The 13,741-nt window shown below is 58.6% G+C and carries 20 protein-coding genes; all 20 read right to left on the reverse strand.

Annotated elements, in window-relative coordinates:
* Positions 1-97: 97 nt before the first annotated feature.
* The 20 genes from MRBLWH12_RS18570 to MRBLWH12_RS18665 all read right to left on the reverse strand — a co-directional run bounded on the left by MRBLWH12_RS18570 (position 98) and on the right by MRBLWH12_RS18665 (position 13,723).
* Positions 98-529, reverse strand: coding sequence for a hypothetical protein (locus MRBLWH12_RS18570; protein WP_363551422.1), 432 nt, complete (start codon positions 527-529; stop codon positions 98-100).
* Positions 526-933, reverse strand: a complete 408-nt coding sequence (locus tag MRBLWH12_RS18575) for a hypothetical protein (RefSeq protein ID WP_363551423.1) — start codon at positions 931-933, stop codon at positions 526-528. The genes MRBLWH12_RS18570 and MRBLWH12_RS18575 overlap by 4 nt, the downstream gene beginning before the upstream one ends.
* Entirely contained in the window at positions 930-1,322 is a 393-nt protein-coding gene (locus MRBLWH12_RS18580) for a DUF6093 family protein (protein WP_363551424.1), read from the reverse strand. The genes MRBLWH12_RS18575 and MRBLWH12_RS18580 overlap by 4 nt, the downstream gene beginning before the upstream one ends.
* Complete coding sequence (locus MRBLWH12_RS18585; protein WP_363551425.1) at positions 1,319-1,882, reverse strand: hypothetical protein; 564 nt, start codon at positions 1,880-1,882, stop codon at positions 1,319-1,321. The genes MRBLWH12_RS18580 and MRBLWH12_RS18585 overlap by 4 nt, the downstream gene beginning before the upstream one ends.
* A 21-nt stretch (positions 1,883-1,903) precedes the next feature.
* On the reverse strand, positions 1,904-2,764 hold the full coding sequence (locus tag MRBLWH12_RS18590; protein ID WP_363551426.1) for a hypothetical protein: 861 nt from the start codon (positions 2,762-2,764) through the stop codon (positions 1,904-1,906).
* A 17-nt stretch (positions 2,765-2,781) separates the two neighbouring features.
* Complete coding sequence (locus MRBLWH12_RS18595) at positions 2,782-3,396, reverse strand: hypothetical protein (RefSeq protein ID WP_363551427.1); 615 nt, start codon at positions 3,394-3,396, stop codon at positions 2,782-2,784.
* A gap of 95 nt (positions 3,397-3,491) precedes the next feature.
* Positions 3,492-4,475: a hypothetical protein gene (locus tag MRBLWH12_RS18600; protein ID WP_363551428.1), complete on the reverse strand. Its 984-nt coding sequence runs from the start codon at positions 4,473-4,475 to the stop codon at positions 3,492-3,494.
* The gene (locus MRBLWH12_RS18605) at positions 4,447-5,922 is read right to left on the reverse strand and encodes a phage portal protein (protein WP_363551429.1); all 1,476 of its coding nucleotides are present in this window, start codon (positions 5,920-5,922) and stop codon (positions 4,447-4,449) included. The genes MRBLWH12_RS18600 and MRBLWH12_RS18605 overlap by 29 nt, the downstream gene beginning before the upstream one ends.
* Before the next feature lie 8 nt (positions 5,923-5,930).
* Positions 5,931-7,523 (reverse strand): hypothetical protein, encoded by a 1,593-nt coding sequence (locus MRBLWH12_RS18610; RefSeq protein WP_363551431.1) that lies wholly within the window; start codon positions 7,521-7,523, stop codon positions 5,931-5,933.
* A 40-nt stretch (positions 7,524-7,563) separates the two neighbouring features.
* Positions 7,564-7,863 carry a hypothetical protein gene (locus MRBLWH12_RS18615; RefSeq protein WP_363551433.1) on the reverse strand — a complete coding sequence of 100 codons (300 nt, stop codon included), beginning with the start codon at positions 7,861-7,863 and terminating at the stop codon, positions 7,564-7,566.
* An 875-nt stretch (positions 7,864-8,738) separates the two neighbouring features.
* The gene (locus tag MRBLWH12_RS18620) at positions 8,739-9,023 is read right to left on the reverse strand and encodes a hypothetical protein (protein ID WP_363551435.1); all 285 of its coding nucleotides are present in this window, start codon (positions 9,021-9,023) and stop codon (positions 8,739-8,741) included.
* A gap of 350 nt (positions 9,024-9,373) precedes the next feature.
* Positions 9,374-9,547 (reverse strand): hypothetical protein, encoded by a 174-nt coding sequence (locus MRBLWH12_RS18625; RefSeq protein WP_363551437.1) that lies wholly within the window; start codon positions 9,545-9,547, stop codon positions 9,374-9,376.
* Positions 9,540-9,716 carry a hypothetical protein gene (locus MRBLWH12_RS18630; protein WP_363551438.1) on the reverse strand — a complete coding sequence of 59 codons (177 nt, stop codon included), beginning with the start codon at positions 9,714-9,716 and terminating at the stop codon, positions 9,540-9,542. Before MRBLWH12_RS18630 ends, MRBLWH12_RS18625 begins: the two co-directional genes overlap by 8 nt.
* Before the next feature lie 16 nt (positions 9,717-9,732).
* A complete protein-coding gene (locus tag MRBLWH12_RS18635) occupies positions 9,733-9,987 on the reverse strand; it encodes a hypothetical protein (protein ID WP_363551439.1) in 255 nt (84 codons plus the stop codon).
* Positions 9,984-10,181 (reverse strand): hypothetical protein, encoded by a 198-nt coding sequence (locus MRBLWH12_RS18640; RefSeq protein ID WP_363551441.1) that lies wholly within the window; start codon positions 10,179-10,181, stop codon positions 9,984-9,986. The genes MRBLWH12_RS18635 and MRBLWH12_RS18640 overlap by 4 nt, the downstream gene beginning before the upstream one ends.
* Positions 10,182-10,589: 408 nt before the next feature.
* Positions 10,590-10,856, reverse strand: a complete 267-nt coding sequence (locus MRBLWH12_RS18645; protein ID WP_363551442.1) for a DUF7455 domain-containing protein — start codon at positions 10,854-10,856, stop codon at positions 10,590-10,592.
* A gap of 213 nt (positions 10,857-11,069) precedes the next feature.
* Positions 11,070-11,906: a hypothetical protein gene (locus MRBLWH12_RS18650; protein WP_363551444.1), complete on the reverse strand. Its 837-nt coding sequence runs from the start codon at positions 11,904-11,906 to the stop codon at positions 11,070-11,072.
* A complete protein-coding gene (locus MRBLWH12_RS18655; RefSeq protein ID WP_363551446.1) occupies positions 11,903-12,139 on the reverse strand; it encodes a hypothetical protein in 237 nt (78 codons plus the stop codon). The genes MRBLWH12_RS18650 and MRBLWH12_RS18655 overlap by 4 nt, the downstream gene beginning before the upstream one ends.
* A 488-nt stretch (positions 12,140-12,627) precedes the next feature.
* A complete protein-coding gene (locus tag MRBLWH12_RS18660) occupies positions 12,628-13,281 on the reverse strand; it encodes a hypothetical protein (RefSeq protein ID WP_363551448.1) in 654 nt (217 codons plus the stop codon).
* Positions 13,274-13,723, reverse strand: coding sequence for a hypothetical protein (locus MRBLWH12_RS18665; protein ID WP_363551449.1), 450 nt, complete (start codon positions 13,721-13,723; stop codon positions 13,274-13,276). Before MRBLWH12_RS18665 ends, MRBLWH12_RS18660 begins: the two co-directional genes overlap by 8 nt.
* Positions 13,724-13,741: the final 18 nt, after the last annotated feature.

Raw genomic sequence — 13,741 nt, forward strand, 5'->3', positions numbered from 1 at the left:
TTGTAATGGTCAGCGTGACGATTCAACGTCACCACGGGAATATCAAACTCATGAAGCGGATCACCCAGACGGGCGCACCTCACTCGCACAAACTCAGTCATGCGGCCCTCCTGGAAATGAACTCGAAAGTATCGTCAACATAGAACAACTCGGTCGTCTTGTCATACGAATAATCACCCTCTTCGACTGGATCAACCAGACGAATCGGATCACACTTGCGACCAGTGACAACCAGCCGAATGCCACCATCAGGGATAAGACGCTCCTGCGCCGCCTGCTGCCATTGCAGAACAGACGCGAGTGACGTTCCGACATAGCGCACATCGAACCTGAACAGCGACTTTGACGCCACGGAATTCAGCCCCGTGTACCGGTTATCATCACGCTTCGGAGTCTTCGGCTTTATCACCGCGTAGTTGTCACGAACCGGCAATGCCGTTTTGGGGCGAACCCCGTCGTGCACCTTGCCTGCCAGGATTCCACCATCCAGCCGAGCCTTGAATGCGGTGTAATGATCAGCGAGCGTCACTTCTCCACCGCCTCAGCAGTCGCATCGAACACGGCAATCTCAAGGCCGCGGTAGAAGTCGGCCTCATTCGCCTCGAGAGCATCGCGACCCGCGTGATGCACGGGACCATCAACACCACCCGCAGAAAGCGGTTCATCAAGGAAGCCAGCCGACGAACCGGGCGTCTTACCCAGCGTCGGGCCAATCTCCGACTCGATCGCACCGCCGGGGAAGTTGATGTCGAAGTCAATCGACTCGGGGTACGTTTCTGGGTAACCACCCGAAATCTCTGCACCCTCGCGCCAATCCTTTTTGATCTCCATCGACGTGAACTGCAGCGCCTTCAGAACGTTCCGGTTCACAATCGCTGGTGCGTGGGTCAGATCCGCAGACAGTTGAAGAAGCTCCGAGAAGTCATCACTCACGACAGCTCCTTCAGTGGGTATCTGTGCGCCGTTGTCTGACCGGCCTGAGCAGAACCCGCCACGGTGTACTTGCGGCCCACGAGTAGCCCGTCAGCCGTCGATGCGGTCACGTGCAGCTCGTCCCCCTCAAAGAGTCGAGCCGAACCTGTGGGGATGCTCGCAAACGGGGTCTGCGTTGCGACAAGCTGAGACGTGTTGTCACTCTCGGACACGGCAAGCGACTCGTACTTCACGCGCGCCTTACCCGTGTACCGCTCGTCGACCAGCACCCGAGTAGGCGAACCATCGGGCGCGACACCATCAGTGAACACGCCCGCCTCGACCGTCTCAGTCATCCGCGCATCCGCAAGCCGACGCCCCGCATCAAGCGCACGATTCAGCAAGCTCACGTGTACGCCTCCGAAATCACCACATCGCCGCGACCAAACGCCCGACGAATCGACTTCTCCGCATGAGGCGTCAACGAGATCCCCGTCTCACCACCACCATCAGCAAACGCCGCACGGAAATCATCAATCGCAAGCGACGACAACCCACCAGCAGACAGAGCACCAGTCGTCTCAAACATCTGCAACGCCTGAGCCGCCAGAACCAGAGTCAGTCGCTTCAACTCCTCCGGTGCAGCCGCAACACCCCACGTGAACGTCACATCCACCGGGTCATCACCACGCACAAGAATGAACCCCGGCCGATACGTGAAATCGACAGCAACACTGTCCCGCTCCACCGCATCAACCGACACCACCGGCCACTGAGGCAAATCCTCACGACCAAACGACGGATACCCGACATACGTACTAGTCGTCACCGGGTACACGTCCTGACCGATCACAAACCGGAGATGACCGGATGCTGCATCCAGCAGCGCCTCAACCTGAGTGATGTCGTCACCCACATAAGTGGTCTTCAACAGCGCCTCAAGATCGGCGACAGTAGCGAAAGCAGTCATCCGGTCACCCCCTCAGATCGGTTACGCCGTAGCGTCGAACTCAACGACCGCAAGAGCAGTCGGACGGACAACCTTCGCGCCGTACACGTGAAGACCCTTGAGGCCATCAGCGAACCGCTTCTCAAGACGCACGGCCTCAACGGAAGTGATCTGCTCAGCGAACGTGGTGGCCATGCTGTGACCAGCAATCGCGATACCACCAGTTGCGGCCACATCAGTGACAGCAGGCAGGTTGTTCGACTTGTACAGCTCGAGGCCAGCGATCGACCCGATGTAGCCGTTCTGACGGGCCGCGGGAGCAGCCTGGTCACCAGGGGTGATGAACGTGTCGAGCTTCAGCAGACGCCCGTGCAGAGCCGGCGAAACGATCGCAAAGCGACCCTCCTCGGGCACGTTGTCGACATCAAGCGTCACCGCAAGGTCAACGAACGTGTCATACAGGTTCTTCGCGGTCGTGTGGATCGAGACGGTGCCAAGGTCGTTGCCCGTGCCCTGAATCGCAGCGTTCATCGCCGCAAGCAGGAACTGGTCAGCCACGTCACGAAGCTGGTAGGTCGCATTGTCGAGCGCCTGGTTCATCACAGCGCCACCATTGACGGCCTGTGCACGCTCGATGTCATCAAGCTCGAAAGCAAAGTACTTGCTCTGATCGATGAGCAGCGCACGAGTCGCGTCATCGATGTCTTCGAACGTGATGTCCGTGTGGGCGGTGTAGTTGCCGATCGTCACGTCATTGATCGACGTGATGTTGACGGTGTCACCAGCGCGGCGAATCTCACCCTCATAGTCGCGGTTCACAAGCTGGCCAGCAACGGCCTTCTTGCGAAGCGCAACGAGGATCTTCGCAGTCCACAGTTCGGGAATGAAATTAGTTACAGCCATTTCGGCTCCTTAGAGGTTTACGTACCCTTGAGCAGGCTTGTAAGCTGTCCCGCCTCAGAGGCGGCAACGATCTGCTCAGGGGTCATGTTGGAAAGATCGGACTTGCTGAGCTGTGCGGGAGCAGACGCCTTGCCCTTGGTGCCCTGATCGGCGCCACCCTGGAAACGCGCCGCCTTCACGGCAAGCTCCGGGGCGTCAGCGAGCAGAGTCGCAATAGCGGCATCGATAGCGTCGGCATCAACTTCCCCATCTGCATCAACCTCAATCGCTGAGGTGTCAATGAGACGCAGCGCCAGTGCAGGGTTCGAAACCTTGCCAGCCAGCGCCGCCTTCACTTCAAGACGGGCAATACGCTCATTCGCGGACTTCTGAACTTCTTCGCGAGCCTCACGCCGCGCAGTCTCAATCGCCAGCTCGTCAGCAGGCTTGTCCTTATCGGCAAGCTGCTGCTCAAGTGCAGCCGCACGCTTAGCGGCCTCCTTGTGTAGCTTCCGCTCAGCATCAAGAGCCTTCTTGAGGCCAGCAGCGGGATCGGCAACCTGATCGGCTTCCTCGGAATCAACCCCTACGGAGTCATCCGTTTCAACATCATCGGTCGCCACGTCATCCGTCGTCTCAACGGCATCAGTCATTGGAATCACTCCTTGTTGGGATACAGAAAAAGCGCCCATCGCGGACGCTCACTTGGCACCCCAAACGGGGTGATTCACCGCTTCACGCGGGAAAATTAGGGCAGGTAGCCGAACTGGCGCAGAAGCACCTTGGCCTTAGCCGGATCGCCATCGGCGAGCTGCATGATCGTCTCGGGCATGAGTCGCACCTGAGAAGTTCGACGGGAACCATCAACGCGGTACGGCGAACCAACCTTCATGCGGTTGACGGTCGTCGTGTATGCCGTGAACGGTTTGCCGTCCGGGCCGATGAGGGTTCGTGGTGTCGCTCGAGCTACGAGAGAACCCGGCTGCTGCGTGCGGAACATCCCAGCACGCGCATTGACCACCGAAGACTCAGACGCGCCCAGACGAATCGACTCCGCACCAGACTTCGTGAAGATCCGATCCTGCTCAGCCTTCGACAGCGAGTTGAAATACTCACCAGCCGACGAGTGAATACCCTCAGGAGCCTTCTCGCCGTTGCGAACCGGGATCGTCGTGCACTTACAGCCCGGATGGCGTTCGAAATGCCTAGTGAAGTTGCCAACGCCGGCCAAAATCGCACACCGCGAACACGCACCAGGCGACAACACTCGAGCCATCTGAACAGTGCCACGCGAAACCGACGACACCTTGTCAGCCATGTTCCCCGCGTCGCGCACCAGCTGGGATGCGAGCACCGACATCAGCGACGTACCAACCTGGAACGCCCTGCCAACGCCAACACCACGCGAAATCAGACGCTTCGTCGTAGTCACCGCCGCATACAGTTCCGGGGCAACACCAAGACCGTCAAGAGTCACACCAGTGAAAGCCGACGTGACAATGAGGCCCGACGACACAGACGCGCCCTGCTCGACCAAAGCGGCCGACGTATACCGTGGGGCCATCGCAGCGGCCCGAAACTGACCAGCCGCAACAACACGCTCAAGCTCCGGTGCAATCCGATCCCAGCCCGCATCAATGTTCTGCGAACCGACCGAACGCCACAGGAGGGCCGCACGTCGCGCGACCCTCCCAGACAACTCATCACGCCGCCGCAGGTGCTCCAACGCCATCAAGCTCAGAATCGACATCAGTCATCGCCCCCTGAACGGCCTCCTGCACGCCGGCAGCAAGCGCCTCATCCATCTCGGCCTTGCGCATCTTCATGATCCGGCGCACCTCGGAAGGAGACTTGCCAGCCTCCTCAAGCAGATACTCAAACGGGTAACCCATCTGAGACTTCTTCAACAGCGCATCCGCCAACTGCGACTCAGACCGCTTCTCGAGATCCTTCCAACTGATCTGAGCAAGTCGCGTCTGCTGCGCCAACTTCTCGTCACCCTTCACAAGAGCAACCAGCCGCGCAACCTCACGCAACTGCGGATCAGTGAACGTCACAAACTCGCCAGCCTTCTGGACAAGCCCAATCTCAGCGGCCACCAGAGCATCACCCGACAAGTTCGAAAGACCCTTGTTCGACACAAGGTAGTGAGGCGGCGTGCGAGTCTGAGCAGCGATGTGCCCAACCGCAACCTCGATCGTGTCCGTGAAGATGTCGAGCTTCGCGGCCTCCCAAGAATCGATCCGCGCATTGTCGCCAGATGCAAAAATCAGGCGCTTCTCCCGCAGATCCTTCATGTCAACCGGTCGCTCACCAACAACCTTTCCGTCCTTGTCCAGGACGGGGATCATAGGCGGGCTAGTGCCCAACATCACGCGAGCATCCATCGACGCATAGTCGGCAGCAAGGAACAGGTAAGCCCAAAGCAGGTTGATCGCATCCTGCATCGGCACGACACCCCGGATCTCCGAAATCGGATCACCCTTCAAGGTCGGACGATTCGAGATCTCAACCACCGGGACAACGCCCAACGGGTTGTCGATGATCCACTCGGAGTCATCGGCGAACCGCGCTTCCCACCCGCCATCGGTAGCTACGTCCGTGCGACCCTGCTGCGCCTGAGAATCACGCTCATTCGGCTCGGATGAACGGTCACGCTTCCACTTGAACAACTGGTCAGGCGTGTACAGCGTCGCGTACTCAGTCGACTCGTCAACCCACGTCTTCAACGCAGCCTTACGCAGGCGAGGATTCTCCCAGTCGTACTCAATCTCCACATTCGACGGGTGCTCAAACGTCACCAACGAATCGTCCTTGCCGTCAGCCCAGACGATCACGAACGCACGAGTGGCGGTGAGCGCAGTCACCGCACCCTGCGAGAACTGCGCATCGAACTCGTTCATCTGCAACTGATCCCACAGCATCGAAGCGCCGCGCTTAGCGATACCAGTGATGCCAGTCGGCTTCAGACGCTCAGCCTCAGCGTTCACGATCGTCCCGCACCAGTTGTCAGAGAAGCCCGAATAGCGAGCAGCGTTCGCCGTCTTCCACTCCTCCGTGGCAAACGTCAACGGCTGATTCCCGCCGTAATAGCCTTCAAGCTTCTCGACATCCGGGCGGCGGGCATTCAGGCGCGTGTAAATCCTGTTAGTGAGAGCCTTAGCTTCCGAAACATCCATGCGGCCCCCTAGAAGTACACGTAGTTCTTACTTGCCGGGGCGAGTGCCCCATCGGCAATCGCATCCATCACGGCCTCATGCGCCAACACCGACGACATCGCATAGTCAAACTTCTGATGCTCTTCCGGCTTACCCAAAATGTAGACACGTTCCTTAGTAAGCGGATTCATGCCACGAGAACGCACAATCGCATTCCGAAGATGCTGACCAACCGTCACATCACCATCATGCGAAAACGGTGACTCCACGTTGTACACATCAGTACGAAAACGCTCCAAAGCCGCGAACATCTGAGTAGGCCGGTTAGTACGCCAACCAACAAACACCTTCTCGCCAAAATCAGCAGCCCACCGGTCAATCTCCGACTCCCACATATGCACATCGCAATACGCGCGCACAATCTCATACTGAGTAGCCAACTCCTGAACCGCAGCATTCACCTCAGCGCGCGGAATACGACCATTCCAGTCACCCGGCTCCCAAAGAGTCGGACGCTTCCCGTCGCCATACGTCGGCGTGAACTGATGCTGATCCAAAGTCTCAAGACGAATACCCGTGAAGTCGTTGTTATCCGAACCATCGAACCCAAGACACACACGAGTACGCGGCTGAACCAGAATCGGCGGGTCGGCCTTCTTGGCTTCCCACTTCGGCATCTCGAGCCACGAACCGCTCCCGGACACGATCCGGTTGCCGAAGAAGCGCTCAGCATCAGCCGGCGACGTCTCCAACATCTCCGCAGCTTCACCCTCGATCGCACTCAGCGACACCCAAGGAGCTGCACGATAGTTGAACGCAAAGATCTTCGCCCGATCCGCCCTCTTCTTGAAGTCCAGATCAGCAGGCGGCTGCTCAAAATCCTTATTGACATCCTTGGCCTTAGCCTCAAACGTCCGCTGAGCCACCGAGTTATCGGCCGGGTTCCACGCGTTCGTAGTCTCAATCGCACGGCCACCCATACCCGCAAGACCCTGACGCTGCTTCTTGGCCAGATTCCAACCGCCGTTAGTCTCCAACCACAGACCAGTCTCATCCTGAACCACAAACGTCACGCGCTGGCCGAGCCGAGAGTTACCCTTCGACGTCACCGCATCAATACGGCCACCATTCGGCAGACGGATGAACTCCTCACCCGTCTTCGGAATCACATCAGACAACGGGCCAAGCTCAATCATCGGCCGCAAAGCGTCATACGTGTTGTCCGTCTGATCCTCAGTCGTCGCCGTGATCTGAATCAGCGGAGTAGCCCACGGACGGCCCATAGGCTCGCCCAGCTCGTACTCGTACACCCAGCCACAGCCACAGCCGTGCTCGCGGCAGTCATACACGTCACCCTCGACCGCGAACCCAGCAAAGACAGCCGGACCCACACCCTCAAGACACACAAACGCCGAGACAAGAGGGGACTTGCCCCACTTCTGAGCACGCACAAGCTGAGAACGACGCGACACGAACGCATCAGCAGCCTTCACAATGCGACCCGCCACACGAAGACCCGCAGCAACCGCCGTGTCCTTCACCGTGTAATGAGACAGAACAAACCGGAGCTGATCATCACCCAGAAGGAAAGGCTCACCACGCGACTCCTGATCAGGAATCACACAATGAGCCTCAATCCAATCCGCAGTCACAAACATCGGCTTAGGCATCGAGTACCCTCAACCTCTCGCGAGACGACTGGCGTTTTGACTTCACCTCGTCACGCTGTGCAGAAACCTCATCCGTAGCGATCTGCCAACGCAACTGACCCATGCCAACCGTCGACAAACCAAGCTCAGCCTCCATGCGCAAAACCGCAGTCTTCAGACCGGCAGACGCCTCGGGAAGCACCGACTCAGAGAAGGCGCGCACATACGCCGCAACCTGCCACTTCAAACCAAGAGCCGCCCACATGTGGCCCTGCGGCTTATGCCACAGCTCGGCCCACAGAGACAACTCCATCCCCGACTCGTCAATCAGGGGAAACGCGGGGACATCCTCAACCGGAGAAACCGGGAGACTCACCCACGCCTTATCATCCTTACGATCACGACGCAAAGCATTCGGATCAGCAGCCGGACCAGACCTAGCTCGAGCACCACCAGAAGTCATACCAACCACCGTCCTCAGCATCACGCTGCCCCACATCACATGGAGTCGAACATTCGAAACTAGCTACGAGAAAAGCCGAAATGGAACACTTTGAACCTGCCAAACTCTTTTTCGCCCTCCCAGGCGACCTTTTGCTTAGCAGATTGCATGGCCCCTCCCCCTACCCTTGAGCAGAGTGTCGAACATCCCTACGCCCTGAAGCCTCCTGGGCTGGTGGCTGCGGTGTGTTTGTTGTGACATGGTGCACAGATTCCTCGGCCGTACTGGGGATCGTTCGGGTTGAGTCCAAGAGCTACGAGTTCTATGCGTGTGCGTGGGTAGTGGTCGGCTACCGTTGCCCATTGCACGCAGTCAGGTATGACACACACCACATCGCGTGTGAGTACTGCGTCACGGAAGGCGTGGTGTCCTGCTGTGTTGTAGACCTTGTTGCTGATGCGTGCACGTCTGGCCTGGGTGGCGTGCGTTGGGCATCGTCCACCCTTGCCATCGAACAAGGTGCCGCATCCGTGCAGGTTGCACACCTTCATGCGTGTACCTGCTTAGTCGTCGTCGAAGTCGTCGATCGATTCGTAGGGATCGCAGTGCACAATGCTGCCCCAGATGGATGGGAGTTGTTCGCCGCATCCTGGGCATGCGTATTGCCTGGTCATCATTGACCGTCCTTAACGCAGGGAATCCCCAGCCGCGTGGCCAGGGATTCATGTGGGTGTGGAGTTCGTGATCTAGTGTGTGATCCCGCGAGAGGCCAGCGTTTCTGCCCAGTCTTCGTCCCGTGCTTTGATTGCGGCTGCAACTTGTTCGGCAGTGTCCCATCGGACGCGGACGCACGGGTCGTGGTGGCGGTACTCAACGAGATCGGATGGTTTACGTTCGCGATCGTATGCGTGCACGAGGACTTCGATGTACTCGTCTGTCACGCCATGTTCGGGCACCTCGTTGGGCGCGTAACCGTACTGTGCGGCTAGCGCGATCTTGCGGGTGTGTACGTAGTCAAATGGCAGTGCCATGTTTCTAGTCTCTCTTAGTCGTAGCCGAGGTCGTAGCGGACCCTGTTTTTGGAGGGTGAGAGTGTGGCTGTTGTGTCGCCGCAGTCGCATCGTTCTGCTGCTGCTTCTGAGTTCCAGATGAGGTCACAGCCAAGGCACACGTACTCGTTGGGGTGGAACGTGGCGGCTACTTTGTCGTCAGCTCCCAATGTTCTCGACCCCGTTTGTGTAGGTGCGCATTTTGGGTGTCCATCCGTGTGGTGTGACTGGTGGGATGCGCGTGAGTGCCCATGCGAGTGTTGGACGCCAGAGGATGAATGCCATGATGCTGAGGGTGAGTCCGATGACGACACCTTTGATGACGCGCATGGTCACTCTTCGTCTTCGTGGACGTAGGTGAGTGCGCGGTCGAGTTCGCGTGCGTCTTTGCGTCGGTGCCATGCGACATGGCCGGCGAGTCCTCGGTAGGCTTCGGCTTGGTCTGTGTCGTTGCGGTCGATTGCCGCTTCGGCTTTGTCCCAGAGTCGAGTAACCCGCTCATCCACGTCGCACCTCTTGAAGGCTGGTCACCATGCCGCGCACCGGGAGCCAGCGCCAGCGTCCGAAAAGGCCGGTCTTGACTTCCCAGTAGCGGCCGTCTTCGCTGATTGCACGACGCCGGCCATTCCAGAGCTTCTGTCCACCCGGGTGTCCGTAGATGTCAGGCCAGCGCATGCGGCACATGATCCGGTCATTCATCGTCGTCACTCTCGTACAGGTTGTCGTCCCATGATGCTGCGACGATTGCTTGTCCGACGTCGAGCAGTCCACGGTCTACATGGTGTGGTTGCGTGTCGGAGGTGAGGATTCGGTATCCGCTCACACCGTCTGCTTCGATGGTTTGTGAGTGGACGATGATGATCCAGGATTCGGCGATTGCACCTTGACCGATTTCGCCGATGTGGCGTTGGATGGCTTGGTCGACGGCGTTGAGCGTGTCAGTCATTGTCCGTCCTCTTCGACGACAACCATGTTCAGCAGAAGGTCGAGGGTGATGTCAGGTCGCCCGCCGCGATCGTGCCGGTTCTGCCAGGACGTGATGTGACCAGCCGCCGATCCTTCAGTGAAGAAGGTTGCTTGGCTGACCCGCGCACCGTTCCGCTTGTCGATGATCTTCCATCCGCGGCAGTTCTCAGTCATCGCTGCGTCTCCGTTTGATGTCGCGTTGCCACCAACAGTCACCATCGACGGCGAATGACTTGTGTGGGCCTGCGTGTCCGTCCTCAAGGTGACACGTGAGTGCGGTGTCGTTCTCGAGGAGGTGTTCAGCCGTGCACTCAGTCATGACCGCTCCACTCGACAGCAGGAACAGCATTGGCCATCGATGTCCCACCTGCGGCATCCGGTGCAGTGGTAGGTGCACACGCAGATACCTGCGCCACCGGTCCACGTCGGGCATGTCGTCTTCATGGATCGGCGGGCGGACTCGTCTCGTCGCCTACTCATCGTCTTCTCCTGCATGGTCGCAGTCGACAGCAAGGCACCAGTCACCTTCGCCTTCCACGTGGATGACGGCAAGGTCGCGGATGATTTCACGATCGCTAAGCATCACGCTTGTCCTTCGAGAACGGATTCGAGTGTCACAACGAGTGCGCCCATGTTCTCTGCCGCAGACCTGTACTTGTTCAGGTGATGGAAGCAGTAGGCGAGTACACGCCCTGATGGGAGCGAGATGATGCCGCGTGCCCGCACGGAGATTCCGCATGCGTCACAGTTCGCGGCCGAGTAGTCTTCGGCGTCGAGTTCATCCACGATCGGCCCCTTTGCCAACGTCAGATAGGTGAGGGTCCGGAACGTGATTGTTCCGGCCCTCATGGTTCATGCTCACCAAACCTCAGCGCCAGGTGCCTTACTGTGTGGCTGATGCCCTATGGCTATTCGCGCGGGTGGAGAGCAAGTGTAAGTAGCGGCCCGGTTTCTTACATTCCGGGTCGCTAAGTGTTGGTAGCAATCGTCGTTACCAACACTTAAGGGTCTAAGTGTTGGTAACGGCCACTGGTGCCAACACTTAAACCGTCAAGGGTGGTGTCAGACCCCGCGCACTACAGACATGCGTTCGGGTTCGATACTGAGCCGCGAGTATCCTCCGCAGCTCGTGCACTTCAGCATCGAATAGCTGAGCACGTTGGCAACGTAACGGCGCGAGGTTGGCATCGTCGTTGAACCACAACGGTTGCAGACGGTGAGCTTGTCGCGCCCGTCTACGAACAGTGCCGGGTGGTTCTTGATGTGCGGTCGGAACCAGTCGTAGAGACCTTGGGTGGCGATGACGTCTCCCGCGCAGTACTCGATGAGTCGCTGCTGGTCTTCTACGTTGCCGCCGCATGCACGTTCCATACGGTCGCGGTCGTACTCGTCTGTCTTAGCCGGGATTTGCAGGATCTGGCAGAGAGCGTTGAGTGACTTGAAAGCGACACCCGATTTGAAGCGGCGTGCAACCTTCAGCGTGTCAACCGTCTTGAACGGCGGCAACGGGGGAAGGTTCGGTTTGTGCTTGTGCCCGATGCGGGGGAAGTACAGGTCGCCTTCGAGCCACGGGATGTCAGCGTTGTCGAGGTTGTGGCCGACGATGATGTCAGCCGACGACATGAGCGTGTGAACGGCCTTGAGGAACTGACCGCGCCCACCCTTGTCCCACTCGGACAGGCGGATGATCTCATCAGAGTCGTACCACTTCGCACACACGATCGTCGTGCGCGGTTCACGGATCACCGTCTCATGGTGAATGTACCGCTTCTGAAGATCTCGGCGTTCCCACCAAGCCTGCTGGGTGATACCGGCGACTCGTTCAACATCGAGGATGAGGATGCGGTTACGAACATCCTGGTTGATCGTCTTGGCTGCGAGTGTGGCTGCGAGGCTCATTCGCTTGTCTCGTTTCTCCACACGCGGAACGCGGTCATCCCAAACTTGGGAGCTGCGTTGTCCTCGTCGGCTTCAAGAATCGGTTTCAGTTGAACGTTCGACCATGAACGCCTGTCGGTGAGGGCTGTGACGACTGCTTCTCGCTCCGTTGCGGGCAGTGCGTCCAACCATGCGTCGTAGTGTTCTGATGCGGTTCTCGGCTTGCGTGCTGTCAGCTTCTCGGTGAATGCCACCGTGTGCTCCAATGTCAGATAGCCAGATGCGGACTGTGTTGAGTTGTTGACAAGTTGGACATTCCGTGCGGTGTTGATTCGCGCGGGTTATGCCTGTTCGTCGAAGTGTGGTGACGCGCGTTGTCCAGACGCGCCCCTGGTGCTCGCCTCAGCCGCACTGGCTCGAGCGTTGATGACACGACGGTCTGCGCGCTTGGATCGGCGATAGGGGAACAATGACCCCTACTCGGCCGACTCTTGGGCTGTCGTGTTTTTGTGGACGCCCTATGCGTCAGTGTTGCGGCCTACAGGTCGGCCACTCTCTACCCGCCTCGCCACGGGGTCACCATGAGCCTGCGGGGAGTATGAAAAACCCCACCAGGCCCGGAGGACGGTGGGGAACTAGAAAGCCGCTCACCTGGAATGGTGAGCGGCTTGAGCGGAGAGTTTCGAGTCTTCTCCTGAACTAACGCCAATGGTACAGCATTAGCGCGCGAATTACAACCATGTCATTCAGCGTGTCGTGCGAGCCTCGCTTCTCTGAGCGCAACAATGTCGATCTCCAACCCGGCCTCATTCCCGAGGTCTTCCAAACCGGTATCACTCACCCAGATTGCAGCACATTCACGCACCTGGCATTCGGCGGTTGGTTCCTGCCCGTCACGCCAAACGATGACGAGATTGTCAACGACATCGCCGTTCTCGTTCTCGATCTTCCCTTTGCCGCACCGGGGGCATTCGAGTCCCCGGAGTGATACGCGGATTGGTGGTTCGATGAGATCCCAGATGTTCACAGCCCATGTGTCGGGGTATGCGGCCAGTCTCTCGTACATGTACGGGTCGATGCCTTCGGTGCGGTGGAGTGTGTTCAGGTGATCCCAGAAGCCTCGGAGGTCCAGCTTGAGTTCGCCGGCTACCGTGACACCCCAGTCCTGCAACCATGCGCGCGTGACGTCCTGGATGTTCTCGAGCATGTCGAGTGACTTCACGTCGAGAACGTTGCGGGTGTTGACTGCTGAGCCGCCTCCGTTCTGGTTGCCGTCTGGTACGACTCGTTCGCGGAGCATGTCGACGAGTGCGGGGAATGTCTGCACGCGTTCGGCACCATCCACGGTCACGGTCAGAATCCACGGGTCAATCAACCGCGCAAGACCATCAGACATTCGGTTCCTCCATTCGGGCGAGCTGGCCCCTCAAGATGTCGTTGTCTCGGTTGAGACGCTTGATCTCCTTGCGCTGTTCCGAAATGCGCCGCCAGAGTGGTGCATCGTCAGGGTCTTTACCCGCCTCCCGAATCATGTGATGCAAGGAAGCGATCTCCCGCTTGCGCCCGCGATCAGTGCGCCACTCTGAGAACAGAAGTTTGTCGAGGTGGCTGATGTGACCCTCAAGGCGCTTGATGACGTAGAACATCATCGCTTCGGTCGGCTCATCTGAGTAGCTACTCAGCCCCTGCCGCGCCACACGTACCCGTGCGTGCCATGCCGCGCTAAAAGGTGCATGCGCCGTGGCGCGCTCAACTTCTGGGTGCGCGTCTAGGTACTCACGGAGCGATTGTTCGAACTGTTGATAGTCCTCCATCGCCACCGATGTTCGGTCGCTCACAGTGGTTTCCTTTCCCTA

The sequence above is a fragment of the Microbacterium sp. LWH12-1.2 genome (assembly GCF_040675825.1).
Taxonomy (GTDB): domain Bacteria; phylum Actinomycetota; class Actinomycetes; order Actinomycetales; family Microbacteriaceae; genus Microbacterium.

Coding starts and splice junctions, on each gene's coding strand:
- MRBLWH12_RS18585 (WP_363551425.1), bottom strand. CDS start 1,882: ATGACTGCTTTCGCTACTGTCGCCGATCTTGAGGCGCTGTTGAAGACC.
- MRBLWH12_RS18590 (WP_363551426.1), bottom strand. CDS start 2,764: ATGGCTGTAACTAATTTCATTCCCGAACTGTGGACTGCGAAGATCCTC.
- MRBLWH12_RS18595 (WP_363551427.1), bottom strand. CDS start 3,396: ATGACTGATGCCGTTGAGACGACGGATGACGTGGCGACCGATGATGTT.
- MRBLWH12_RS18600 (WP_363551428.1), bottom strand. CDS start 4,475: ATGGCGTTGGAGCACCTGCGGCGGCGTGATGAGTTGTCTGGGAGGGTC.
- MRBLWH12_RS18605 (WP_363551429.1), bottom strand. CDS start 5,922: ATGGATGTTTCGGAAGCTAAGGCTCTCACTAACAGGATTTACACGCGC.
- MRBLWH12_RS18615 (WP_363551433.1), bottom strand. CDS start 7,863: ATGGAGTTGTCTCTGTGGGCCGAGCTGTGGCATAAGCCGCAGGGCCAC.
- MRBLWH12_RS18620 (WP_363551435.1), bottom strand. CDS start 9,023: ATGGCACTGCCATTTGACTACGTACACACCCGCAAGATCGCGCTAGCC.
- MRBLWH12_RS18630 (WP_363551438.1), bottom strand. CDS start 9,716: ATGCGCTGGCCTGACATCTACGGACACCCGGGTGGACAGAAGCTCTGG.
- MRBLWH12_RS18635 (WP_363551439.1), bottom strand. CDS start 9,987: ATGACTGACACGCTCAACGCCGTCGACCAAGCCATCCAACGCCACATC.
- MRBLWH12_RS18640 (WP_363551441.1), bottom strand. CDS start 10,181: ATGACTGAGAACTGCCGCGGATGGAAGATCATCGACAAGCGGAACGGT.
- MRBLWH12_RS18645 (WP_363551442.1), bottom strand. CDS start 10,856: ATGAGGGCCGGAACAATCACGTTCCGGACCCTCACCTATCTGACGTTG.
- MRBLWH12_RS18650 (WP_363551444.1), bottom strand. CDS start 11,906: ATGAGCCTCGCAGCCACACTCGCAGCCAAGACGATCAACCAGGATGTT.
- MRBLWH12_RS18660 (WP_363551448.1), bottom strand. CDS start 13,281: ATGTCTGATGGTCTTGCGCGGTTGATTGACCCGTGGATTCTGACCGTG.